General features: G+C 37.2%; 23 protein-coding genes. 13 read left to right on the forward strand and 10 right to left on the reverse strand.

All coding sequences use genetic code 11. The features are described from left to right. The first annotated feature begins 37 nt into the window (after nucleotides 1-37). Entirely contained in the window at nucleotides 38-607 is a 570-nt protein-coding gene (locus MT390_RS11970) for a septation protein A (RefSeq protein WP_166372761.1), read from the forward strand. 106 nt (nucleotides 608-713) lie between these two features. On the opposite strand, the gene MT390_RS11975 is transcribed toward MT390_RS11970, so the two are convergent. The 5 genes from MT390_RS11975 to djlA form a co-directional block, all read right to left on the reverse strand. Then, nucleotides 714-1,382 (reverse strand): hypothetical protein, encoded by a 669-nt coding sequence (locus MT390_RS11975; RefSeq protein WP_499441352.1) that lies wholly within the window; start codon nucleotides 1,380-1,382, stop codon nucleotides 714-716. 24 nt (nucleotides 1,383-1,406) lie between these two features. Then, nucleotides 1,407-3,182 (reverse strand): substrate-binding domain-containing protein, encoded by a 1,776-nt coding sequence (locus MT390_RS11980; protein ID WP_499441353.1) that lies wholly within the window; start codon nucleotides 3,180-3,182, stop codon nucleotides 1,407-1,409. 283 nt (nucleotides 3,183-3,465) lie between these two features. Then, nucleotides 3,466-4,494, reverse strand: coding sequence for a 2,3,4,5-tetrahydropyridine-2,6-dicarboxylate N-succinyltransferase (dapD, locus tag MT390_RS11985; RefSeq protein ID WP_166372049.1), 1,029 nt, complete (start codon nucleotides 4,492-4,494; stop codon nucleotides 3,466-3,468). A 307-nt stretch (nucleotides 4,495-4,801) separates the two neighbouring features. Continuing rightward, a complete protein-coding gene (locus tag MT390_RS11990; protein ID WP_499441354.1) occupies nucleotides 4,802-5,353 on the reverse strand; it encodes a DUF2937 family protein in 552 nt (183 codons plus the stop codon). A 1-nt stretch (nucleotide 5,354) separates the two neighbouring features. Continuing rightward, nucleotides 5,355-6,170 carry a co-chaperone DjlA gene (djlA, locus tag MT390_RS11995; protein WP_166372047.1) on the reverse strand — a complete coding sequence of 272 codons (816 nt, stop codon included), beginning with the start codon at nucleotides 6,168-6,170 and terminating at the stop codon, nucleotides 5,355-5,357. 222 nt (nucleotides 6,171-6,392) lie between these two features. Here djlA and lptD point away from each other — a divergent pair, with 222 nt between their 5' ends. The 5 genes from lptD to MT390_RS12020 are packed head-to-tail and all read left to right on the forward strand — an operon-like array spanning nucleotide 6,393 to nucleotide 12,785. After that, nucleotides 6,393-8,795: an LPS assembly protein LptD gene (lptD, locus tag MT390_RS12000; protein ID WP_499441355.1), complete on the forward strand. Its 2,403-nt coding sequence runs from the start codon at nucleotides 6,393-6,395 to the stop codon at nucleotides 8,793-8,795. Nucleotides 8,796-8,805: 10 nt separating this feature from the next. After that, complete coding sequence (gene surA / locus MT390_RS12005; protein ID WP_499441357.1) at nucleotides 8,806-10,122, forward strand: peptidylprolyl isomerase SurA; 1,317 nt, start codon at nucleotides 8,806-8,808, stop codon at nucleotides 10,120-10,122. Next, on the forward strand, nucleotides 10,122-11,120 hold the full coding sequence (gene pdxA, locus MT390_RS12010; protein ID WP_499441359.1) for a 4-hydroxythreonine-4-phosphate dehydrogenase PdxA: 999 nt from the start codon (nucleotides 10,122-10,124) through the stop codon (nucleotides 11,118-11,120). Before surA ends, pdxA begins: the two co-directional genes overlap by 1 nt. Beyond that, complete coding sequence (rsmA, locus tag MT390_RS12015; RefSeq protein ID WP_499441360.1) at nucleotides 11,113-11,937, forward strand: 16S rRNA (adenine(1518)-N(6)/adenine(1519)-N(6))-dimethyltransferase RsmA; 825 nt, start codon at nucleotides 11,113-11,115, stop codon at nucleotides 11,935-11,937. The genes pdxA and rsmA overlap by 8 nt, the downstream gene beginning before the upstream one ends. 35 nt (nucleotides 11,938-11,972) lie before the next feature. After that, a complete protein-coding gene (locus MT390_RS12020; RefSeq protein WP_499441361.1) occupies nucleotides 11,973-12,785 on the forward strand; it encodes a symmetrical bis(5'-nucleosyl)-tetraphosphatase in 813 nt (270 codons plus the stop codon). A 7-nt stretch (nucleotides 12,786-12,792) separates the two neighbouring features. Here the strand turns inward: MT390_RS12020 and folA are convergent, their stop codons facing one another. Further along, nucleotides 12,793-13,284: a type 3 dihydrofolate reductase gene (gene folA / locus MT390_RS12025; protein WP_166372041.1), complete on the reverse strand. Its 492-nt coding sequence runs from the start codon at nucleotides 13,282-13,284 to the stop codon at nucleotides 12,793-12,795. A 394-nt stretch (nucleotides 13,285-13,678) separates the two neighbouring features. On the opposite strand from folA, the gene MT390_RS12030 reads away from it, so the two are divergent. After that, nucleotides 13,679-14,668 carry a DUF2333 family protein gene (locus MT390_RS12030; RefSeq protein ID WP_166372040.1) on the forward strand — a complete coding sequence of 330 codons (990 nt, stop codon included), beginning with the start codon at nucleotides 13,679-13,681 and terminating at the stop codon, nucleotides 14,666-14,668. A gap of 161 nt (nucleotides 14,669-14,829) precedes the next feature. Here MT390_RS12030 and MT390_RS12035 read toward each other — a convergent pair whose 3' ends face one another. The 4 genes from MT390_RS12035 to MT390_RS12050 form a co-directional block, all read right to left on the reverse strand. Further along, nucleotides 14,830-15,165 (reverse strand): PBPRA1643 family SWIM/SEC-C metal-binding motif protein, encoded by a 336-nt coding sequence (locus tag MT390_RS12035; RefSeq protein ID WP_499441363.1) that lies wholly within the window; start codon nucleotides 15,163-15,165, stop codon nucleotides 14,830-14,832. 179 nt (nucleotides 15,166-15,344) lie between these two features. Then, entirely contained in the window at nucleotides 15,345-15,818 is a 474-nt protein-coding gene (locus tag MT390_RS12040; RefSeq protein WP_166372059.1) for a threonine/serine exporter family protein, read from the reverse strand. A gap of 2 nt (nucleotides 15,819-15,820) precedes the next feature. After that, nucleotides 15,821-16,597 carry a threonine/serine exporter family protein gene (locus tag MT390_RS12045; protein WP_205963058.1) on the reverse strand — a complete coding sequence of 259 codons (777 nt, stop codon included), beginning with the start codon at nucleotides 16,595-16,597 and terminating at the stop codon, nucleotides 15,821-15,823. Nucleotides 16,598-16,609: 12 nt separating this feature from the next. Beyond that, a complete protein-coding gene (locus MT390_RS12050) occupies nucleotides 16,610-17,566 on the reverse strand; it encodes a methylenetetrahydrofolate reductase (protein WP_166372038.1) in 957 nt (318 codons plus the stop codon). 253 nt (nucleotides 17,567-17,819) lie between these two features. On the opposite strand from MT390_RS12050, the gene rsmE reads away from it, so the two are divergent. From rsmE to MT390_RS12080, 6 genes are all read left to right on the forward strand, one after another. Continuing rightward, a complete protein-coding gene (rsmE, locus tag MT390_RS12055) occupies nucleotides 17,820-18,548 on the forward strand; it encodes a 16S rRNA (uracil(1498)-N(3))-methyltransferase (RefSeq protein ID WP_166372037.1) in 729 nt (242 codons plus the stop codon). A gap of 36 nt (nucleotides 18,549-18,584) precedes the next feature. Beyond that, the gene (gene gshB, locus MT390_RS12060) at nucleotides 18,585-19,538 is read left to right on the forward strand and encodes a glutathione synthase (protein ID WP_166372036.1); all 954 of its coding nucleotides are present in this window, start codon (nucleotides 18,585-18,587) and stop codon (nucleotides 19,536-19,538) included. Nucleotides 19,539-19,794: 256 nt separating this feature from the next. Then, entirely contained in the window at nucleotides 19,795-20,469 is a 675-nt protein-coding gene (locus MT390_RS12065) for a YqgE/AlgH family protein (RefSeq protein ID WP_277344381.1), read from the forward strand. Continuing rightward, entirely contained in the window at nucleotides 20,469-20,945 is a 477-nt protein-coding gene (gene ruvX / locus MT390_RS12070) for a Holliday junction resolvase RuvX (RefSeq protein WP_166372035.1), read from the forward strand. Before MT390_RS12065 ends, ruvX begins: the two co-directional genes overlap by 1 nt. Before the next feature lie 294 nt (nucleotides 20,946-21,239). Further along, entirely contained in the window at nucleotides 21,240-21,746 is a 507-nt protein-coding gene (locus MT390_RS12075) for a DUF3087 domain-containing protein (RefSeq protein WP_499441365.1), read from the forward strand. Next, entirely contained in the window at nucleotides 21,746-22,375 is a 630-nt protein-coding gene (locus MT390_RS12080) for a LysE family translocator (RefSeq protein ID WP_166372033.1), read from the forward strand. The genes MT390_RS12075 and MT390_RS12080 overlap by 1 nt, the downstream gene beginning before the upstream one ends. The last annotated feature ends 217 nt before the right edge of the window (nucleotides 22,376-22,592 follow it).

The raw sequence follows: 22,592 nt of genomic DNA on the forward strand, positions 1-22,592 counted from the left end.
GACTATCATTATTTAATTTTTTAAAGAAGAGAGTGTCATGAAACAATTTTTTGAGTTTATTCCTTTAATTATCTTTTTTGCCGTGTATAAAATGGTCGACATTTATGCCGCAACGGGATCATTAATTGTAACAACGGGCTTATTGTTAGCTTACAATTACTTTAAGCACGGCAAAGCTGAAAAAATGCATATCATCACTTTCTTAATGGTGTTGGTGTTTGGAACATTAACGCTAATTTTGCATGATGATGTATTCATTAAATGGAAAGTCACCGTGGTGTATGTGTTATTTACCATTGCATTATTAGCTAGCCAATTTATCTTTAAAAAACCAATTCTTAAACAGATGCTGGGTAAAGAAATTACTTTACCGGAAAAAGTATGGTCAACATTAAACATCGCTTGGGCAGTCTTTTTCTTAGCATTAGGGTTACTTAATATCTATGTTGCATTTAGCCTAGAGCAAGAAGTTTGGGTTAACTTTAAAGTATTTGGATTGTTAGGGGCGACTTTAGTCTTTACATTATTAAGCGGTTTATATATTTATAAATACCTGCCTAATGAAGATAAAAAGAAAAAGGTCGACACTAAAAAAGAAGCCGAATAAAAACGCTTTAATGACTCGATAGTATTAACAATAAAGCCCGTTGTGTGCACTACGCAACGGGCTTTTTATTGTTCTCAGAATCAATAAAATTAATATGACTGAATCGTCAGATAACCGCTTGCTCTGCAAATAACTGTTGTGCTTTTAATTGCCATAATGGCGACAACTCACAGTAAAATAATAAGTTCTCTTGATATTCAGAATACACAAGAAGCCTTGTATCAACTTCTTCACTAGAATTTTTCAAACTCTGTAAAGAGTAAAACAACCCCTTATAACCAACTTCAGTTTCAACATTCACCACCTTTATTAAATTTTGTAAAGACTGTAGATAAGTTAATTGTTGATAACCTTCATCATATTCATCGGAAGTTAGTGAAAAAGACGTAACATCCCCTACTCCAGAAGATTGCTGTAGCTGCCGTTCAGGTAAAATTAAGGAATTTTTTGCGCGTATTACATATTGTTGAAAGATAGTTGCTTCTGCCATAGGTAATGCGCTAAAAAATAAAGCTAAACGCTCACTATTTAAAAAGTAAGCAATTTGAGTTTGCTCATCTGACAAATAGAAACGTGTTAATGGTAAACACTTATCTGCTAATAGATCCTCTATGGGCACATTTTGCTCCGCCATTAATTGTCGAGTTTTTGTAGAAGCAACTTTTAAAAGATAAACAGTGTCGTTAATATTTTTATTAATGATTACATTATCTTGATAACTTAAATCACTGAATAATGTCATCAAATATTGTGATTTTTTTAATAAAATACTCATCGCATACCTTTTATAAAAATTAACTTAAAAAACCCATACCTCGACGCGCCTATTTTTACTGCGACCGATGACCGTTTTTGTTGAAGCGATAGGCAATTGTGAACCAAACCCTTCCACCGCAGTAATATTTAAGCCTCGAGCTTGTAACTCTCGCTCTACTATTTGGGCACGCTTTAACGATAACTGATATTGCTTATTTTGCTCTTCTGAGGGATCGGAAAAACCCATCAAAACCACCCTAAGGCCAGCATGCTGTCGTATGTATTCAACGACCCTCAATAAATCCTCTTTACCTTTGCTATCTAATTGATTACTACCCTGTTGAAAGCGAAAATTCAGGGAAAGGCGCTGCGCTATCTCACCATAATCATTATAAATTTGTGGCGCTTGTTTATTAGGGTAAATACCTTGTAATTGAATATTTTGAGAAACGAGGCCTACCTGCTCTACAATTTTTTGCCCCGCTGCCGAAGTCACAAAATGTGTAAAACGTTTAATAAATTCACTGCTAGAAGCAGGAACATACAGATACAAACGTCTGCTTAAAGGATAATCCTCTGTACTCACCGTAAATTGTGTTGGATAAATAGGCGGGGAAGTTACAGATGCCGCTATCGAGATTGCCTTACTGTTATTAATATAGGGTAATCCTATAAAACCAATACCGGCCTTATCCTTTGCAATTAAGTCAGACAGTTTACTACTAGATTGATAACGACTCGCATTTGTCGATAAGGTATGATCCCCGTCACTAAAGACTAAACTTTTAAAACTATCCCAGGTACCTGAATTTGTATCTCGCGCATAAACATTAATACTTAAGTCCTCGCCGCCTAACTGCTTCCAGTTATTAATTTCACCTGAAAAAATTTTTGCTAACTGTAATAATGTGAGAGAGTTAAGTGGGTTGTTCTTATTTATAATGATAGCAACGCCATCTAGACTGATGATCACTTCGCTACCAGCTAAACCAAGGTTGCCATACTGCGCCTTTAATAAGGCCACTTCGCTGTCTTTAATTTTTCGCGATGAAATGGCCAAATCGGCAACCCCATTTGCTAAGTCTGTAAATGCAGTAGATGACCCGTGAGCTTGCAGTTCAATCTCATAGGCTTGGTTGTTATGAGTATATTGTAATTGACGTTCCACCGCTGAATGCCCCTTTAACCAACGCATTTCAGAGACCCCCATTGTTTTTAAATAGGCAGTTAATAAAGCAGGTGCAAGGTGCTCCCCTATGGTATTTGAGCCATGTAAACGCATAGTCAACATCGCATTATCAACGGGTAATTGAATAGTTTTCGCTAACTTAACAACAGGCGATGCTTCAGCTAATAAGCTATCTGAAATATTTGGGGAATAATGTTGAATTGCATTAGGCTCTGCCGAAACAGTTACTTGCAGTATATTTGTCTGTAATAAAACGATAAAGATAAATATGATACTCGCCAACAGTAAAATAACGAAAGAAGATTTATTAAGTGTATGCTCTCTTATCGTATTAGCGTGTTTAATACGCTGGTTATTGAGTTTAACTGTTGTTTCTTGCTTACTCACATTCCCAGTTGCTGGCTCAATATACACAGCAGTTTGCTGCAATGATTTTACTTGTGCCGTAACTTGCTCATTACCTAGGCTCAGTAATTCATCAAAAACATTTAGCCTATACACAGAATCATGTACTAATTTATCAATCGGTAACTGAATATCAAAGACTCGACTCAAGGTTGCCTTGAGTTTGATCAGTTTATTTTTAAAGTCCACATTCAATTTGAATGACGTTTTATTATTGACTGACATTTGCACTTCCCCTAGCGCTTTGCTTACCAAGCATGGTATAGCCCCAGCATGACAATCATGTGACGCTTTAAGGCACTAAAGCAGCAAACTCTATTTAACAGTGGTTTCAGTTTATAAAGAGGAATACAGCGATATAAAAATAGATAGGTTTAAAAGTAGGTAGGCAAAAATAAAAAACTATAAAAATAGACGACCATAAAAAAGGCTACTAAATAGTAGCCTCAATGATTAAATGCACATTTAAATATTACCTAAAATAATACTTAGAATATTAGTTAGGGTATTAGTTAGAATGCAACATGCTGTTTAATTCTACTGCACTTTTATTAACTAGACATTCAATTTGACCTGTCGTTGAATTACGACGGAATAATAAGTCATCTTTATTTGCTAAATCACGTGCTTTAACAAATCCAGCGTCATTACCTTCGTTATCTAACATTTTAACTTTAGAACCCGCTGTAACGTATAAACCAGATTCAATAGTACAACGGTTACCCAGTGGGAAGCCTAAGCCAGCATTCGCGCCTAATAAGCTATTTTCGCCAATAGCGACAACCATTTTACCACCGCCAGACAGAGTGCCCATAATAGAAGCGCCACCACCGATGTCACTTCCTTCACCAACCATAACACCCGCTGAAATACGACCTTCAACCATGCTAACACCCGCTGTACCAGCATTGAAGTTAATGAAACCTTCGTGCATGACTGTTGTACCTTCACCAACGTGAGCACCTAAACGAACACGTGAAGTATCAGCAATACGTACGCCCGCTGGCACCACGTAATCAACCATTTTAGGGAATTTATCAACACAATCTACAATGATCGTTTTGCCTTTTAAGCGCGCTTTCATTTGACGTTCTTTAAGTTCAGGTAAGTCGATAGCACCTTTGTTTGTCCATGCGATATTGTGTAATAAACCAAAGATACCGTCTAGCACTACGCCGTGCGGTTTAACTAAACGATGCGAGATAAGTTGCAGTTTTAAGTAACCTTCAGCGACACTCTGTGGTGCTTCGTCAGTGGCTAAAATAACTAACACTAATGTTTGTTTTGATTTAGCTGCAGCAACTGCAAAATCTGCATTATCAGCATCGTCTTCACCATTAAAAGCGGCAGCCAGTTGCTCAGCAACAGCTGGTTTAATTTCGATAACTTGATTGCCACCTTCATAACCAGCAATTGCACCAATAGTTGCAACTAGATCTTCGTTTGGATTTAAAATTGGGTTTGGAAAAAATGCTTCAATGATTTTTTGGTCACGGTTTTTAGTCGCAGTACCAAACGCAAGTGAAAATGTAGACATGTATTGAGCTCCGATTTAAGGTCTATTCGGTGAAACACCGTAATTGATTACTAAAATAATAAATAGCCAATAATAGAGAAGCACCACGACAGATGCAAAACTAAAATGTTATATGAGTGAATTAATTATTCTAGCGTCGCTTTATGTGGCTACTTTTTATAGAAACCTTTTGCAGACAGGAAGACAAAGAGAGAAGGAATCCTCGAGAATTGTTCGGTTAATAATTGATGACAGGTTAATTATTGAGTATTCAGATTGATGATTAATAGAACAGATTTATTGCAGCTCCTACAATGTGCTCTCTGGCTTATAAGCCAATTTTTCTCTTTGGTTTTTTCGGCTTTTGTTTAACATAATGAAAAATACGACAACAACAATACTTACCCAATCCTAATAACATCTCAAGGCATAACATCATCAACACAGCTACCACGACTCCCACTAAAATAGCCTGTTGATTAAGTATAATATTAGCTTGATAGCCAAACCAAGCCTCTTTAACAATAGGCTGTTTTATTTGTTGGCTTAATGACCAAAGTCGATACCATATGGGCTGGTCAAGAACATCTATTTGCTTCTGTAATTGTTGCACACGTAAATAATGTGATTCAATTAACAGGGCTTCATCTTGGAATACTCGCACATCACTACTTTTATGTTGTGCAATAAGTGCTTGCAAGTCACCTTGAAAATATTGATCCGCTAATGACTGAAACTTACCCAGTTGCATTTTTGCCTCAGTAAAATGGCCCTGCAAACGTAATTCGTATTGTTGTAAAAAGTTCGGTAACTGTAAACCTAATAATAAGCTAATAGTAAATACTAGCTGTAAACTATAACGTTTTATTACCGATAGCATGTTATTTAAAACCTCGGCTGCTTCGCAGTACTTCATAGGCTTTTTGAATATCTTGCGTTTTCTCTTTAGCTAATTCCATCATTTCTTCCGGCAGCCCCTTTGAAGCTAGTTTATCAGGATGGTTTTGACTCATTAACTTACGATAAGCTCGTTTCACTTCTTTATCCGTAGCGGTACTTTCAACCCCTAAGACTTGATAAGCATCATCTTCAACTTCCGCTTTATTGTATTGCTGACCACCCTGCTTACCTTGATGGAAGTGTTGCTGCCCCTGAATCATTTGAATCAAGCGGTCTAGTTCAAAACGAGAGAAGTTTAAATTTTCAGCAATGGTATACAGCAAGGCTTTTTCGTTATCATCAATCACACCATCTGAATAAGCAACTTGCACTTGAATGGCCAAAAACATTTGCAGTACATTCCGCTCGCCGTGCAATTTACGAACAAATTCTTGCAATGTTTCTACTAGTGCAAAGTCAGCACTTTTACCATTATTGAAGGCATGTTGAGCTTGCGATCTTGCATCACCGTGCAAATTCATTTGGTCCATATAGGCATTAGCGACTTGAATATCGGTTTGAGTGACTTGCCCCTTTGCTTTGGCAACGTGTCCCATCACCGAAAAAGCAGTCTCAAAAAATGCTTTTTGTTTATCCGCACTGTTGGTTCGTCCACCTAACATGCCATCACGCATATTAAAGTTACGCCCTACGGCCACATCAAAACGATGCCCTAACCAAACGCCTAACAGCAGGCCAAAGAAATGACCAAACATAAATCCAAAAAAACCACCTAATAACTTGCCCCATATGCGCATAATTAATCATTACCTTTAAAATTAAGAAAATATTGAATTTTTCTATTATTTTGACTAACTATGTGAAGATTTACCAATTATTTGTAATAAATAGCCAAAATACTCGAGTATTAGCCAATCAAAGATTGGAGACAGCAAAAGATTACTTTATTATAAGGGGTTATATTGTTGTTTCTGCTTAGCGTCTCCTTTTTCTTTCTAAGCCCTTGTAGTGAGTTATTAATGTTAAAACTAATCCCCTTATTATTTGTCTTATCTCCAGTTGCTAGTGCGGTTGCACAGGAAATTGAAAATAAAAACACTTCTGGAACGCAAAGTAATACAGATAGTAGTGTTAGCACCAAGAGCAATGCAACAACTAAGATTGCCAGCTTAGAAGAAAAATCAGCGCCACGTGACGTACAAGTATTCTTTAAGCAGTGTTATAGCCAAGTCCCTCCCGTAACAACACGTAATAGCAATCTTGATAAAAACCAAATTCCAATCAGTATCAATGCCAATTCATTACGAGGTATTAATGGCGAGATAATTTATCAAGGTGATGTCAATGTAGTTCAAGGCGAAAAGAGCCTCGATGCAGACCGATTGATTTATAACCGCAATACTGAACAAGCAAATGCAACTGGCAATGCGCGCTATGTCGATGGACAAATTACCCTGTTAGCGGACCAAATTGATGCTAATTTTAAAACCGATGAAGCATCGTTGTTACAAACCCAGTATCAGTTTCACGGGCAGTCTGGTCGTGGTAATGCAGATCGAGTGTATGATAATGGCCAAGGCTTTTATGAGTTAAATTCGTCTAGTTACACAGCATGTCCACCGGGAGATATTACTTGGAGTATCGACTCATCGACCCTATACATTGATAAAGAAAATGATATGGGGACAGCTTATAATGCAGTATTAAGAATAAAAGATGTACCTGTATTTTACTTCCCTTATATCAGCTACCCTTTATCCGACACACGAAAGACCGGGCTTTTATTTCCAAAATATGAGTTTTCATCAGTTAATGGTTTTTCTTACAGCCAGCCTTTGTACCTGAATTTAACATCCAATCAAGATGCAACGATCACACCGACTTATATGGAAAACCGGGGTCTATTAGTTGCTACTGAATATCGTTATTTGTTTGATATTGGTTCAGGTCAGATTCAAGCTGAATATCTTGGCGACGATAGAATACGTGAAGACGATGATGGCGATTTAATTGGAGAGCGCTATTTATTTCATTTTGAGCATCACGTGAATCTTTCCCAAGATTGGGCGTTTACTGCAGATTACAACAAAGTCAGTGATGATTATTATTTCACCGATATTGATACCGAGTACGGTACCAGTACAGATAACCAATTATTACAAACTGCTAAATTAAGTTATACAAAAAGTAATTGGAATAGTGAACTGGAAGTACGCGATTTCCAAATATTAGGCGATGACGATACACCACACATTGTATTACCTAAATTAGCCATAAGTGCTTACCAGCCGCTCAACTGGAAAAGCCTACAATTTGATTGGTACTCAGAAGTCACGCGCTTTGAACACAGTGACAGTGATGTATATACCGGTACGCGTATTCATGCTGAACCGAAGTTATCTTTACCTCTTTATTACGACTCTATCTTTATCAATACTGAACTAAAGTACATGCTTAGCGTCTATCAACAGGACTTAGATAACGCAACAAAATACAGTTGGTATGATGAATTAGATGAATCTGTTGTGCGCTACCTTCCGTCATTTAAAATACATTCAGGTATCAACTTAGAACGCGACTTTTCAGTCTTTGGTAATAGTTACCGACAAACATTAGTGCCGCAAATGCAGTATTTATATGTGCCATACCAAAATCAATCAGATATTGGTTTATACGATACAACAACATTACAACAGGATTATTACGGCTTATTTCGAGATAATCGTTATTCTGGTTATGACCGTATTGCCGAAGCAAACCAGATCACTGTGGGGGTTTCAAGTAGCTTCTTAAATGAACAAGGTGAAGAAAAATTACGCTTTGCTATTGGGCAAAATTATTATTTATCGAAATCTCGTACCGTATTACCAACCGATGACGATGATGACAGCCAATCTGTCAGCCGTTCTTCAATTATTGCTGAGTTTGATGTTAACTTTGAAAATGATTATTTCCTTCATGCAGGGATAGAGTGGGACAGTGATGAAAACCTTCTTAAACGTGCTAATACTACGCTTGAGAAACGTTGGGCTTACAATACTTTTATGCAGTTAAGCTACCGTTATTATAAAGAAGATGAAGATGCGGAGTGGGATGAAATTGTTAACCAAGTTGGCAGTAAAGTAAACTGGTCAATCAACACGCAATGGTCAGCCTATGCAAGTTATTATTATGATCTTGAATTTGAAAATAGTTATGAAAGTATCATAGGTATCAAGTATCAATCTTGTTGTTGGGCTCTTGGTTTAAGCTACGATAAACATATGCAATCTTATTATGGAACAGAATCTGATTTTAACGATGATATGGAAACAGAGAACAGCATCAACTTAACAATTGAATTAATGGGGTTAGGTGGTGTCGGTTATTCAGATAGTGAAGATGGTTTATTCGACTACGGTCGTCCATTTTATTTAAAGTAATGGGTAAAAAATGAAATTAACAAAACGATTTTTAAGTGTATTGGTCTTAGCAAGTACTTTACCTCAATTGGCAACGGCTGCGGAAGTACAACTAGATAAGATTGAAGCAGTAGTGAACAAAGAACTGATTTTAAGCAGTGATATGAGTAACCTTAAGCGAGACTTAATCACACGCTATCAAGATAGTGGTCAAACATTACCGGATCCAAAAAATATTGATAAGCAAATTCTTGATAAATTAATCAGTGACAAATTACAGTTACAAATTGCAGAACGTATAGGCTTGCGTATCAGTGATGCACAACTTGATCAAACCATTACCGAAATGGCGAAAAAACAAAATAAAACATTAAACGAACTACGTGCCGATATAGAAGCATCGGGTACTAATTATAAGGCATTCGTTGCTAACATTCGTGACGAACTGACTATTAATGAAGTACGTCAAGTGCAGGTTCGTCGCCGTATCAACATTTCCGATCAAGAAATTCAACAAGTGGTCGATCGTATTAAAGAACAAGGTGAGCAAACCACTGAATTTCATTTTGCACACATTCTACTTAAGTTATCACCGGAAGCTTCTGAAGAAAAACGAATCGCAGTAACCAATGAAGCAAACTCGTTAGTAGAAAAAATAGAAAACGGTGCAGATATCAAACAATTAGCGATTGCTAATTCTGAAGGACCAAAGGCCTTAGAAGGTGGTGATTGGGGATGGCGTAAACTAGATTCCATTCCAAGTTTATTTGTAGATAACCTACAAGAGAGCAATAAAAAAGGCGATATCATTGGTCCTTTCAATACCAGAATGGGAGTACATATCATTCAAGTATTAGATAAAAAAGGTAATGATAACGTGATAACGGAAGAAGTGAATGCACGTCATATTCTGGTTAAGCCCACTATTATCTTGAGTGATGAAAAAGCCAAATTATTGTTATCAACTTTACGTCAGCAAATATTATCAGGTACAAAAACCTTTGATGAATTAGCCAAAGAGTATTCTCAAGATCCAGGCTCTGCCGTAAAAGGTGGTGAACTAGGTTGGGCTGATCCGAACATGTATGTACCTGAATTTCGTGATTTAGCACAATCCCAAGCAATCGGTGAAATCAGTCAGCCTTTCCATACAATGCATGGCTGGCATATTCTTCAGGTGCTTGATAAGCGCGAATCTGATACGACAGAGAGTGCCACTAAACAAAAAGCTTATAGCATGTTATTTAGACAACGCTTTCCTGCTGAAGCTTACGCTTGGTTAAATGAAATACGCCAAGAAGCGTATATTAAAATTAATAATCCTGCTTATATTATTGAGGAAGAATAATGTTACCTCGTATTGTTGTCACTGCTGGTGAACCAAGCGGCATCGGTCCTGATTTAGTTTTACAATTAGCAGAACAGACTTGGCCGGTTGAATTAGTTATTTGTGCTGACTTAACACTGCTAAAAGAGCGTGCACAGTATTTAAATAAAAAAATCGATTTTATTGAATATGATGCTGCACAACCTCAAGCGACACCGACTTTAGGTCAATTAACCGTAGCCCACATTGCGACTGACGTCCCCGTAAAGATGGGGCAACTCGATGCTCGCAATGGTGAATATGTTTTAGAAACCTTACGTTTTGCAAGCCAAGGTTGTTTAAGTGGTGAGTTTTCTGCGGTAGTGACAGCACCAGTACATAAAGGCATTATTAATGATGCCGGCGTTACTTTTAGCGGCCATACTGAATTTTTTGCTGAGCAAGCTAACGTTGATTTAGTGGTAATGATGCTTGCTACAACGGGTTTACGTGTTGCCTTAGCAACTACGCATTTACCACTTTCAGCTGTGCCCAGCGCGATTACAAAACCTCTATTAGCAAATATTATTACCATTTTAAATGCTGAGTTAAAAGAAAAATACGGCGTTAAACAGCCTACTATCTATGTCTGTGGATTAAACCCACACGCAGGAGAAGGAGGTCATATGGGCAGAGAAGAAATAGATACCATTGAACCTGCACTAGACAACCTTCGAGCACAAGGAATTCAGTTAGTAGGTCCACTGCCTGCTGATACTTTATTTCAAGATAAATACTTGCAACATGCCGATGCGGTATTAGCTATGTATCACGACCAAGGCCTACCTGTTTTAAAATATAAAGGTTTTGGTCGCTCCGTTAATATCACATTAGGTTTACCATTTATACGTACATCGGTTGACCATGGCACCGCATTAGATTTAGCAGGAACAGGAAAAGCTGACTCAGGTAGTTTATTATGTGCAGTCAACGAGGCTATCACCATGGTCCAAAGTAACATCAACAAGGTTAATGAATAAAATGAATGATAAAACCCACCTAGGCCATACCGCTCGTAAACGATTTGGACAAAACTTCTTACACGACGATTACATCATCGACTCAATTGTAGCTGCAATCGCACCACAACCTGACGATAATATTGTAGAAATTGGCCCCGGTTTAGGCGCATTAACAGAGCCTGTGGCACGTAAAGTAAACTGCTTAAATGTAGTTGAATTAGACCGTGATTTAGCGGCACGTTTAGAGCAACATCCAACGTTACGTGATAAATTAAAAATAACCCAAGCAGATGCCATGCGTTTTGACTTTGGGCAATTAGTCCAAGGTGACAAACAATTACGTGTGTTTGGTAACTTACCATACAACATTTCAACGCCTTTAATGTTTCACTTATTTGAGTTTGCAGACAAAATTTCTGACATGCATTTCATGTTGCAAAAAGAAGTTGTAAATCGTTTATGTGCAGGTCCAGATTGTAAAGCTTACGGACGTTTAAGTGTAATGGCGCAATATTACTGTAATGTAATTCCAGTATTAGAAGTACCACCGACGGCTTTTAAACCCGCACCTAAAGTTGATTCTGCAGTAGTAAGATTAGAGCCTTACGATACGCCGCCTTTTGTTGCCAAGAGCATGAAAGTATTAAACCAAGTCTGTTCAATGGCCTTTAACCAACGCCGTAAAACAGTACGTAATGGTTGGAGAGATTTATTAACTGCTGAAGAATTAACTGATCTTGGCATTAATATTGGCCACCGTGCAGAAAACATCTCTGTTGAAGAGTATGTGCGTGTTGCAAACTATGTTTATGATCGTTTACAAAAAGAAGATTAAACCTCAATAACATTTTTTAATAGGATCAAATAACGATGGCAACTTATATAGTAGGTGACATTCAAGGTTGTTATGACGAATTGATGCAGCTTCTATCTTTGGCCAATTTTGATCCAAAAAATGATGAATTATGGGTTGCTGGCGATTTAGTCGCTCGCGGCCCTAAGTCATTACAAACATTACGCTACCTTAAAAAGCTAAAGGCAAAAGTGATTCTAGGTAATCATGATTTGCACTTATTAGCGACGTCTTTAGGCATTCATAAAGCCAAGGAAAAAGACAAAATATCCCCTATTTTAGAAGCGGAAGACAGTCAACAACTTCTAACATGGTTACGTAAGCAACCTTTATTATTAGAACATCCTGAACATAAGTTTATTATGGTTCATGCGGGTATATTGCCTTCTTGGACAATCCCACAAGCAAAACAATTTGCCAAAGAAGTTGAACAACAGTTGCATGGTGAAGATTACCAATCACTGCTTAAAAATATGTACGGTAACCATCCTACTAAATGGCAAGCGTCACTGTCAGGTATTGAGCGTATACGCTACATTATCAATGTGTTTACTCGTATGCGTTATTGCACATTGAATGGTGAGCTAGAGTTCTATAACAAACTATCACCAGCGGAAACAGATAGCAGTGTATTAAAACCTTGGTTCGAAATAACGCCAAGAGATCATAATCAGCCTATCTTATTTGGTCACTGGGCAGCATTATTAGGCCAAACAAATCAACAAAACTTATATGCATTAGATACGGGGTGTGTGTGGGGAAACAGTCTTACCATGATACGCTGGCAAGATAAGAAACTATTTTCATTATCCTGCCCTGCATACGGTTAATTAACGCTTAGTTTACTCGGTCTAAGGTTACAAACTCTAAATTGTGCGCATTCTTTTCATCTGCTAAATAATGTTCACTGCTTACTTTTTCCCATTCACCTTGAGTTAGGTAATCAGGAAAGTGCGTATCACCTTTAGTTTCCAAATCAATAAATGTTAGATACAGGCGATTAGCGACCGGTAAAAAGTGTTCATATATAGTTGCTCCACCAATAATCATCACTTCTGCAACACCTTTAGCAGCTAATAATGCTTGTTCAACCGAAGTCACGCAGGTTACACCAGTAATCTCTAAACTATCATCACGAGAAACAACAATATTTAAACGCCCTGGTAATGCTCTACCTATTGAATCATAGGTTTTTCGTCCCATTATCACCGGTTTTCCTAGTGTTGTCTTTTTGAAATATTGTAAATCTGCTGGCAAATGCCATGGCATTTTGTTGTCTAAACCAATTACACGATGATTCGCCATGGCTACTATCATTGAAATTTTCATTTATTTTCCAAATTTTTACATATTGAGCATGAGTTTATCAATTACGTTTTAAAATTCATCTATTTAATTACTATCTTCTTCTGAAATGACCTTATTGATAGGTAATCAGGTGAATACCATTATGTTTATTAATTTTTTAATCTTTTTGTCCGTTAACACTTAACCCTAGCGCCAACTATTTATAAGTATTAATTATTTGTATTCGAGCAATGACGACAATATTTTCTTTAAAATCTACACAACTAAACGCACCAATCAACATGAAAAATAACGAAATAGAATAATATTTATAACTTTATGATTTTACACTCCCATTAACGATAATTGAGGTGAAATAACAAATAGGGTTATGGTAAAGTTAATACCCATTCAACATGATATTAAGGAATAGATCATGGCTACTTTAACTAAAAAAAGCATCATTCCAATACTGCTGATCATTGTTTTCTTATTATGGATAATGTCTATTTGGTCTGGCTGGATGCCATCAACATTTGATGTAAAAGCAAAAACACAAGAAGCAGCAACTGCATCCAATAGTGAAATAGTACCTGGTTATGCAACCACAACAACGCTTATTGATGTAACTAGTTGGTTAGTAGATAAACGCGGTGGTTTCCTATCTAACGATGTCACTCCACCAGGATTTTTTATGGATAATATGCCTGCCTTTGAGTACGGTGTATTAGAGCAAGTTCGAGATTTAGCATTGGTGATGCGTTTAGACTTCAGTCGTTCACAATCACAATCGACGGGTGATAAAGATTTAGAAATAGCACAGAATAAAATGAATATTTCACATACTAACTGGGTTTTACCTAGCGCAGAAAGTGAATATAAAGATGCAATTAAGGCCTTCAAACGCTATCGTGCTCGCCTCTCTGCAACAGACCAAACAGAAGCGCAATTTTATACGCGTGCGGATAATCTAAGTGATTGGTTACGTGAGATTGAAAAACGATTAGGCTCCATTTCACAAAACTTAAGCGCTAGTGTCGGTAATGATATATTTGATACGAACCTAGCAGGTGATACTTCAGCAAAACAATCAACGGCCAGTGCTGACGAAATTGAGATCAAAACAAATTGGTTTAAGATTGATGATGTTTTTTATCAGAGCCGCGGTTCAACGTGGGCTATTCTGCATTTTTTAAAAGCAGTAGAAATTGACTTTCAAGATGTGCTCGAAAAGAAAAATGCACAGGTTAGTTTAAAACAAATTATTCGTGATTTGGAAGCAACTCAACAAGCGGTCTGGAGCCCAATGGTATTAAATGGTAATGGTTTCGGTTTCCTAGCAAACCACTCCTTGGTCATGGCAAACTATGTTTCTCGTGCAAATGCAGCACTGATTGATTTAAGACGTTTGTTAGAGCAAGGTTAAAATAAGTGATGACTGATTAAGGTTGCTCTTATTAAGATAACCAATACAAAAACATAAAATAGCAGCCACAAAAAAGCCCCGATAAATATTACTCTATCGGGGCTTTTTAATGTCTGCTTTACGCTTGTTCTATTAACTCTTTAATAAATTAATAGTACCAATTAACCACAGCACTTTTTATATTTTTTACCACTACCACAAACACAAGGTTCGTTACGAGCAGGCATTTTTTCAAAACGAGTAGTGACTGGTTTATTAATCAACACATCTAATTCGGTAGTATTCTCAGCTTGTTCAGCATCAACGGTAATAGCGATAACTAAGTTATGTTCTTCAGCTAGTGCTTGTATTTCTTCAGCACGGGCATCAGTATTAACAACAACCTGTAAAGGTAGCTCTTCTGTACCTATTTTTACTGCACGCTTTGTATTAAAACCATAACTTGAATGTTTTGGTTTTTTCTCTTTTTTACCTTTAAAGAAAAATTTATCTGACATATTGGACCTTTTTTATTCCACACACTTTGTTCTGCACACTTTATGTACTTAGTATTTTTCGCACAGTGTACAGTATTCCTTAGACCAATCTAGCGTAATATTCGCTGATCCACTTACCTATTTTTTGCGATTAAACTAATCCTTGCAATTATATGCTCACTGTTAGTATTAAATTATGATTAAATAATTGGACGACCGCGATAAATTAAAATAGATGGAATAGCTAAACCAAAACTTAATGCCGTTAAGATAAACAAAGTACGTAAACCATTTTCCATCACTACACGCATGATCTCTAAGCTATAACCACTGGTATTGATCTCCACTAAACCAATCATCGCAGTAAAAGCATAACTACCAGGAATCATTGGAATAACAGAAGCAACGGTAAAAACAGGACGAGGGATCAGGTGTTTACGCGACCAATACAAACCTAAAAATCCCATACTTGCAGATGCAACAAATGTTGCCCACTCAATCGGTAAACTAAAGTGCATTAATAAAAAGCGCAAACTATGTGCAAATGCACCACCTGCGGCACAATAAACTAACATTTTACGCGGCACATTAAACACCATAGCAAAACCCACTGCAGGTATCCAAGCAAACCAAGCATCGGTTAAAAATAAGATGAAAAGATCAAAAAATGCCATCATTATAGTGCCCACCCTGAAACGCCTGTTAATTCTATCGCAGCAACAATACCAATCGATACACTGACCGCTAATAATGTTGAAAACACCCAACGTGCAATACCCATATTCACGTAACCTTTAAGCATATCTGACACTGCATTAATCAAAGGAAAACCAGGAACCAGTAATAATACACTCGCTGCCATCGCAATTTTCGGGTTTTCACCTATTTCAAAAACTGAGGCTAAACAAGTAATGGTAGTCGCAACAAAAGCGGTTAAAGCAAAGTTAACAAAAGGGTTATGCTGACGATGGCCAAGTTCTTGACGTATTACCATTGCGCAACTGGATGCAATAAAAGTAGTCCAATAAACAGCGCGATCACCACCAAAGAAATGACTAAAACTGGCACATGAAAAACCAATCATTAATACCACTAACCAGCGATTGTATTTATAAGGTTTTAAACGGTGCAATCGTTTTTTGACTTCTTTTATATCAATTAGCTGTTTTTCTAACATCACACAAATACGCTGTACTTCACAAACCATTTGCATATTAATGCCACGGTCGCCGCAACGCCTTGTGGTTGTTACACAATGCCCCTCAACCAAGCTAGTGATCACAATTGCATCTGGAGTAATCGCTAATTCTATACTCTCTGCCCCAAGCGCAATGCCTAAACGCTGGGTCGTTTGTTCAATCAAACGGCTTTCTGCACCATGCTGATGTAAAATTTGCCCAGCGAATACTGCTATCCGTGTAATTTCTGTTTGTTGTTCCTTTGACAAGATCATTATTTCATCGACTTATAGTTGTGATTCAGCCAGTTTTAAATCCAACGTGGCTTTAAGAAGTTTAAATAATAATATAGCAGCATCTATCTCTTCTTTGCGATTGGTTAAACTTTCTATATTTAAACCTAATGGAATATTTAGTGGTAATACCGCTAATAAAATTTGCTCGAAGTTATTTCGACTAATTTGCAAAGACTCTTTGAGTGGATTTTCTGACTCAAGAATACGCAACGACGTCGCTTCCGGCACGGAAATCCCCAACCATTCGATAAATTCTAATGTTTTAGCACTGCCACAAGGAGAAAAAGTTAAAATTACCCGTTTAGGTTGTACACCCTGTTGTCGGCATTCACTCGCATAGCGAGTTAATAAATCAATGGTGGCCTGTGCATTATAAACAGCTTGTGTAATAAAATATTCACAGCCCTGCTCTTGCTTAGCACGTAAACGGACATGCTCATCCCCTTTAGCAACATGGCGCTCTGCAATTGTCACTCCGCCTAGGTAAAACTCTTGAGGATGTGCCGCTAAGCTTTTGTAAGCATCAGAAAGCGATAGTTTGATTTCACCGTCCGATGATGGCGAGCCTACCAATACGATATCCCGCACTGAAAACTGATGCCAAGCATCAGACAACCAGCGTGAAAAGTCAGCTTCATCGCGTTGTGAAACACTTTTATAAGTGATCACCGGCTTACCGACTTTATCGTGTAATATTTTTGAATATAAGCGTGAATCATGCGTATATCTAAATGGAAAAGGACGCGGTTTATCAATACGAGAGGTTTCATCTTGAATGTCGTAAACGATAAAACCATCGTAATCAATTTCTTCTAATCGCCCTACTAGTTTATCGGCAATACCAGAAACAAGTTCAAGGTCAGTATCATGTTTGGGAGGGGTGGTACCAATGAAATAAACGCCACGCTTAGCGTCAGTAGTTATACTTTTTAACTTAGAACTGTACATATTAAATTCCTGAACCATCACACAAAAATAAAAGCAAAAATTATCCCATATGTTGCCCTAAATTGATATTAAGGAAGTAATAATTCAATATATCCTTTAGCAATAGTTTATACCCGTTACCCAGGAAGACTCTCAATGCTCACTGATTAACATAAGTTATGCTAACTAAGTGTAATAATTCAGTCTTTAGCAATAGTGATATTAAAAATTTTCGCGTTATACTAAGCTTTTATTTTCAATCAAAAGTAACCTTATGCGTAATCCTCGTTTTTATGAACCGCAATCATTGACCGAAAACACCTGTATCACATTATCAGACGACGCTACTCAGCATATTCGCGTGTTACGTTTAAATGTTGGCGATAGTATTACCTTATTTAATGGTCAAGGTGGTCAGTATTTAACACAACTGCATGAAGTCCAAAAACGAACTTGCCAAGCGAATATTCTTTCATTCCAAGAAACTGACAATGAAAGCCCGCTTCATTTACATTTAGGGCAAGTTATTTCACGTGGTGACCGCATGGAATTTGTGATCCAAAAGGCAGTCGAATTGGGTGTAAATGAAATAACTCCCTTGATCAGTGAACGTTGTGGTGTAAAACTTAACGCAGAACGGATGGCAAAAAAGCAACAACAGTGGCAAAAAATAGCCATCGCAGCCTGCGAGCAATCGGGTAGAAATATTGTACCAACAATACATACAACACAAGCTTTAACACAATGGTGTGAATATGAGATTGATTGCTGTAAATTAACCTTGCATCCTCGCGCAAAATATTCAATTAATACATTACCCAACGATATCAAACATGTGCGTTTATTAATTGGTCCTGAAGGAGGCTTAAGCGATGATGAGATAAGCCTCACTGAAAACTTGGACTTTACTGAAACATTATTAGGCCCTCGCGTATTACGCACAGAAACAGCAGCATTAACTGCAATCACAGCATTGCAATGTCGCTTTGGCGATTTAGCATAGCTTTTATTACTTAATAGATTAACGACAGGAATAGATATGACCATAAAAATTGGCATCGTGATGGATCCCATCGCAGACATCAACATTAAAAAAGACTCAAGCTTTGCAATGTTATTAGAAGCTCAATCTCGTGGTTGGGAACTTTATTATTTAGAAATGAAAGATTTATATCTAGAAAATGGTCGTTGTTTTGCAACCAGCAAAAAATTAACGGTACAACGTGAAGCTGGCAATTTTTATCAATTAGAAGATGCAGTAGATCACCCTCTTTCAGACCTTGATGCTGTATTAATGCGTAAAGATCCACCTTTTGACACAGAATATATCTACGCTACTTATTTATTAGAGCGTGCTGAAGACGAAGGTTGTTTAATCGTTAATAAACCACAAAGCTTACGTGATGCAAATGAAAAACTATTCACCGCTTGGTTTAGTGAATTCACTCCGATCACCTTAGTGACAAGAAGTGCAGCAAAAATTCGTGCTTTCCATCAACAACATAAAGATGTAATTTTAAAGCCATTAGACGGTATGGGCGGCGCTTCTATTTTCCGTATTAAAGAAAATGATAGCAATGTTGGTGTGATCATTGAAACACTAACAGAGCATCAGCAACGTTACTGTATGGCACAAGCTTTTATTCCAGAAATTAAAGACGGTGATAAGCGTATTCTGATTGTTGATGGTGAGCCAATGCCTTATGCATTAGCACGTATTCCTGCAAAAGGTGAAACACGTGGTAATTTAGCGGCTGGCGGCACTGGTGTTGCTCAACCTCTTTCTGAGTCTGATTGGCATATTGCTAATACCATTGGTCCAAAGTTAAAAGAAAAAGGACTCATTTTTGTTGGCTTAGATGTTATCGGTGACAAAGTGACAGAAATCAATGTGACTAGCCCAACTTGTATTCAAGAAATTGATAATGCTTATGGGACGAATATCAGCGGCAAATTAATGGATGCAATTGAAAAACGTATCAAAGGCGCTTAAAAGATATTGTACTTAAGGCCAACAAAACGATCGCTATTCGATTGAATATATTACCCGCGATTACCGCGGGTAATATACATGTGACCAATCAAGATAAGACTTAACATGATGATCTTTTGAGCGGTTTACTAGATTAATCCTGTATTGGTAGGTGTAAATACAAGTCTTAATACCTAAAGTCTATTCACTTCTTGGCTTGCTGATTTTTGCCTCTTAAATAGTGACCGGCATATATTCATTCCTGATGGAGAATCAAATGACAATAGATAAAACTAAAAACCCTTTTTCTGATTCTGACATGAGTGATGAACATTCAGTTCCCCTACCAACAGATCAAGAAAAACAGTTGGAAAATAATACTCAAACTGAAATCGTAAGTTCATTAAAGAATCATTTTTTAATCGCTATGCCTTCATTAACAGACCCATACTTTAAGCAATCTGTTGTTTATTTATGTGAGCACGATGATCAAGGTGCGATGGGCTTTATTATTAACTACCCGGTTAAGTTAACGTTACAAGAGTTATTAGAAAATGCAGAAAGCATTGAACATGAACCTAGCCCACCTTTGATTGACCCCGTCTTTTTAGGTGGTCCATTAGACATGGACAGAGGTTTTGTATTACACAGCCCGACATCTGACATATCACAAAGCACTATGCTTAATGAACAATTAATGATGTCTAACTCGAATAAGATCCTGTCTAGTTTAGGGACAGATAACGCACCTGAGCACTATATGGTAGCCTTGGGCTATTCAAGTTGGGACTCGGGACAATTAGAAGAAGAGATAAACCAGAATCAATGGTTAATCATTCATTGTGAAAATGACATTATTTTTAACACACCGGTCGAACAACGTTGGAATACTTCCTTACAACGTTTAGGCGTCGACCCATCACAATTAAGTAGCGACGTAGGCCACGCATAATGACATCAGTAAGCGATTCAGAACAAGAAAAGAACACCTCAGCAAACGAGCCTAAAGTGCCAAGTACTTTATTAGGTTTTGACTTTGGTACAAAAAGTATTGGTGTTGCAACAGGGCAAATGATCACCGCGACTGCACAACCACTAGCAGCCATTAAAGCAAATGATGGTATTCCTAATTGGGATACGGTTGCAGCTGTTATTAAAGACTGGGCACCGGATTTAGTCGTCGTAGGATTACCATTAAATATGGATGGAACCGAGCAACCTATTACGCAAAGAGCAAAAAAATTTGGCAATCGCTTAACTGGGCGTTTTGGTGTAAAAATAGCTTTTCAAGACGAACGCTTAACAACGGCAAGCGCTAAAGAATTCATTTTTGAACGCGGCGGATTTAAAGCGCTTGAAAAAGGAAAAGTAGATAGTGTATCTGCAGCTCTTATTTTAGAAAGCTGGATGGAAAGCTACTATCAATAAGTGCATAGCAATAAAAGCATAGTAATAAATATCAATAAACACATAACAATAAACAAAGCGCAACAAATACAGTGCGATCAATGAATAACTGCTTATAAATTACTGTCCATAAATGACTATAAATTATTTACATTACATAACCTATGAGCGATTATTCACACTCTTAATAACCTATACCAGTAATCTATTGTTAGTAATCTATGTTGATAATCAGTGTCAATCCCTCTCATCACATTCAGGATTAACATTTCATAACCATGTTTGCCCATTTTGTTAAAGGAATATATAACCAGAATGCAACTTATTGAAATAGATCCAGAGCGCTATCGTAAACGCTTAAACAAAGTCATTTTTGCCTGTATTGGTACGCTTACTGTTGGCAGTTTAGGTATTAGCCAATTACTTATTCGACTAATGCCTTCGCCCGACGGTAGTCATTTTTACTGGAATTTATTGGGTGTTATTGTTACTGCAGGGGCACTTTTATTTATATTAAATAAACTTAAAAGCCATGCCTATTTCCGCGAGGTCACTTATGTTTGGCATTTAAAACAAGCTTTAAATAGAATTAATCGACGTATGAAAAAAATAGAATCTGCTGCGCAGCAAGGTGATCCCACTGCGATGCAAATTTTACACTTTAATTACGCAGGATCTCGCCAACTTTGGCAATTAGACAATAATACATTAACTATTAACCACTTAACTCACCTTGAAAATAAGCTTAATGAGCTTGCTGAAGAAAATCAAGTCACATTAGATGTGAACCTTTATAACCCACAACAATTAACGGACTACTGATGCCTATTTTACACATTGAAGCGTTTTTAATTGCGATTACTATTTTAACGATGACACCAGGCCTAGATACTACCTTGGTGATTAGAAATACTAGTCGTGGCGGCGAAAAAGATGGTTTTGTTACTAGTCTGGGTATATGTACAGGATTATTTTTTCATGCATCTTTGTCTGCGGTAGGTATTTCACTAGTATTGTCACAATCACCGCAGTTGTTCCAAGCAGTAAAAATGATTGGTGCACTGTATATTTTATATTTAGGAGTTCAGGGACTAAGACACAGTTTCTTTGCTTCAACTAAAGGTCCCGCTAAGCTATCAGCACAGGGTAACTTTAAATTAACAAAAAGTTTTAGAGAAGGTTTACTCTCAAACGTTTTAAATCCTAAAACAGCTATCTTTTATCTGGCTTTTTTACCACAGTTCATCAATCCTGAATATTCTGCATTTATGCAATCATTACTAATGGCAGCTATTCACTTTGCGATTGCAATGTGTTGGCAAGCATTCATCAGCCGCATGATTGTTACCGCGCAAAAACGATTTGATGGTGGTAAAACGCAAGTAATAATGGAACGTTTAACCGGTGTCGTATTAATTGGGTTAGCCGTTAAGTTATTATTAGAAAAGTAACTTCATTTAAAACGTAAAGGGTTTTCATTGTCAAAGTGATAACCCTTTATATATTTCCTTACTGCCTCCATAACAACCAACTCATCAAAAGTACCTGAAAGAACTCACCCTGTTATTACTTTCTTTTATGCCCTTGTTATTACCTCAGTATTACTGTTAATGTTTTATTGAATTTAAGATGGAACTGTTAAAGCAGTATCACCGAACTTGGGTTTAC

Origin of the sequence: Vibrio sp. 2-Bac 85, assembly GCF_037546705.1 — a bacterium.
GTDB lineage: Bacteria > Pseudomonadota > Gammaproteobacteria > Enterobacterales > Psychromonadaceae > Psychromonas.

What these genes read in the sequence shown, in the direction of transcription:
- MT390_RS12020 (WP_499441361.1), top strand. Translation starts at nt 11,973, where the DNA reads ATGGCAACTTATATAGTAGGTGACATTCAAGGTTGTTATGACGAATTG.
- rsmA (WP_499441360.1), top strand. Translation starts at nt 11,113, where the DNA reads ATGAATAAAATGAATGATAAAACCCACCTAGGCCATACCGCTCGTAAA.
- MT390_RS11975 (WP_499441352.1), bottom strand. Translation starts at nt 1,382, where the DNA reads ATGAGTATTTTATTAAAAAAATCACAATATTTGATGACATTATTCAGT.
- MT390_RS11990 (WP_499441354.1), bottom strand. Translation starts at nt 5,353, where the DNA reads ATGCTATCGGTAATAAAACGTTATAGTTTACAGCTAGTATTTACTATT.
- MT390_RS12035 (WP_499441363.1), bottom strand. Translation starts at nt 15,165, where the DNA reads ATGTCAGATAAATTTTTCTTTAAAGGTAAAAAAGAGAAAAAACCAAAA.
- dapD (WP_166372049.1), bottom strand. Translation starts at nt 4,494, where the DNA reads ATGTCTACATTTTCACTTGCGTTTGGTACTGCGACTAAAAACCGTGAC.
- MT390_RS12045 (WP_205963058.1), bottom strand. Translation starts at nt 16,597, where the DNA reads ATGATCTTGTCAAAGGAACAACAAACAGAAATTACACGGATAGCAGTA.
- gshB (WP_166372036.1), top strand. Translation starts at nt 18,585, where the DNA reads ATGACCATAAAAATTGGCATCGTGATGGATCCCATCGCAGACATCAAC.
- djlA (WP_166372047.1), bottom strand. Translation starts at nt 6,170, where the DNA reads ATGCGCATATGGGGCAAGTTATTAGGTGGTTTTTTTGGATTTATGTTT.
- MT390_RS11980 (WP_499441353.1), bottom strand. Translation starts at nt 3,182, where the DNA reads ATGTCAGTCAATAATAAAACGTCATTCAAATTGAATGTGGACTTTAAA.
- pdxA (WP_499441359.1), top strand. Translation starts at nt 10,122, where the DNA reads ATGTTACCTCGTATTGTTGTCACTGCTGGTGAACCAAGCGGCATCGGT.
- MT390_RS12030 (WP_166372040.1), top strand. Translation starts at nt 13,679, where the DNA reads ATGGCTACTTTAACTAAAAAAAGCATCATTCCAATACTGCTGATCATT.
- lptD (WP_499441355.1), top strand. Translation starts at nt 6,393, where the DNA reads ATGTTAAAACTAATCCCCTTATTATTTGTCTTATCTCCAGTTGCTAGT.
- MT390_RS11970 (WP_166372761.1), top strand. Translation starts at nt 38, where the DNA reads ATGAAACAATTTTTTGAGTTTATTCCTTTAATTATCTTTTTTGCCGTG.
- MT390_RS12080 (WP_166372033.1), top strand. Translation starts at nt 21,746, where the DNA reads ATGCCTATTTTACACATTGAAGCGTTTTTAATTGCGATTACTATTTTA.
- MT390_RS12075 (WP_499441365.1), top strand. Translation starts at nt 21,240, where the DNA reads ATGCAACTTATTGAAATAGATCCAGAGCGCTATCGTAAACGCTTAAAC.
- MT390_RS12040 (WP_166372059.1), bottom strand. Translation starts at nt 15,818, where the DNA reads ATGGCATTTTTTGATCTTTTCATCTTATTTTTAACCGATGCTTGGTTT.
- MT390_RS12050 (WP_166372038.1), bottom strand. Translation starts at nt 17,566, where the DNA reads ATGTACAGTTCTAAGTTAAAAAGTATAACTACTGACGCTAAGCGTGGC.
- surA (WP_499441357.1), top strand. Translation starts at nt 8,806, where the DNA reads ATGAAATTAACAAAACGATTTTTAAGTGTATTGGTCTTAGCAAGTACT.
- folA (WP_166372041.1), bottom strand. Translation starts at nt 13,284, where the DNA reads ATGAAAATTTCAATGATAGTAGCCATGGCGAATCATCGTGTAATTGGT.
- MT390_RS12065 (WP_277344381.1), top strand. Translation starts at nt 19,795, where the DNA reads ATGACAATAGATAAAACTAAAAACCCTTTTTCTGATTCTGACATGAGT.
- ruvX (WP_166372035.1), top strand. Translation starts at nt 20,469, where the DNA reads ATGACATCAGTAAGCGATTCAGAACAAGAAAAGAACACCTCAGCAAAC.
- rsmE (WP_166372037.1), top strand. Translation starts at nt 17,820, where the DNA reads ATGCGTAATCCTCGTTTTTATGAACCGCAATCATTGACCGAAAACACC.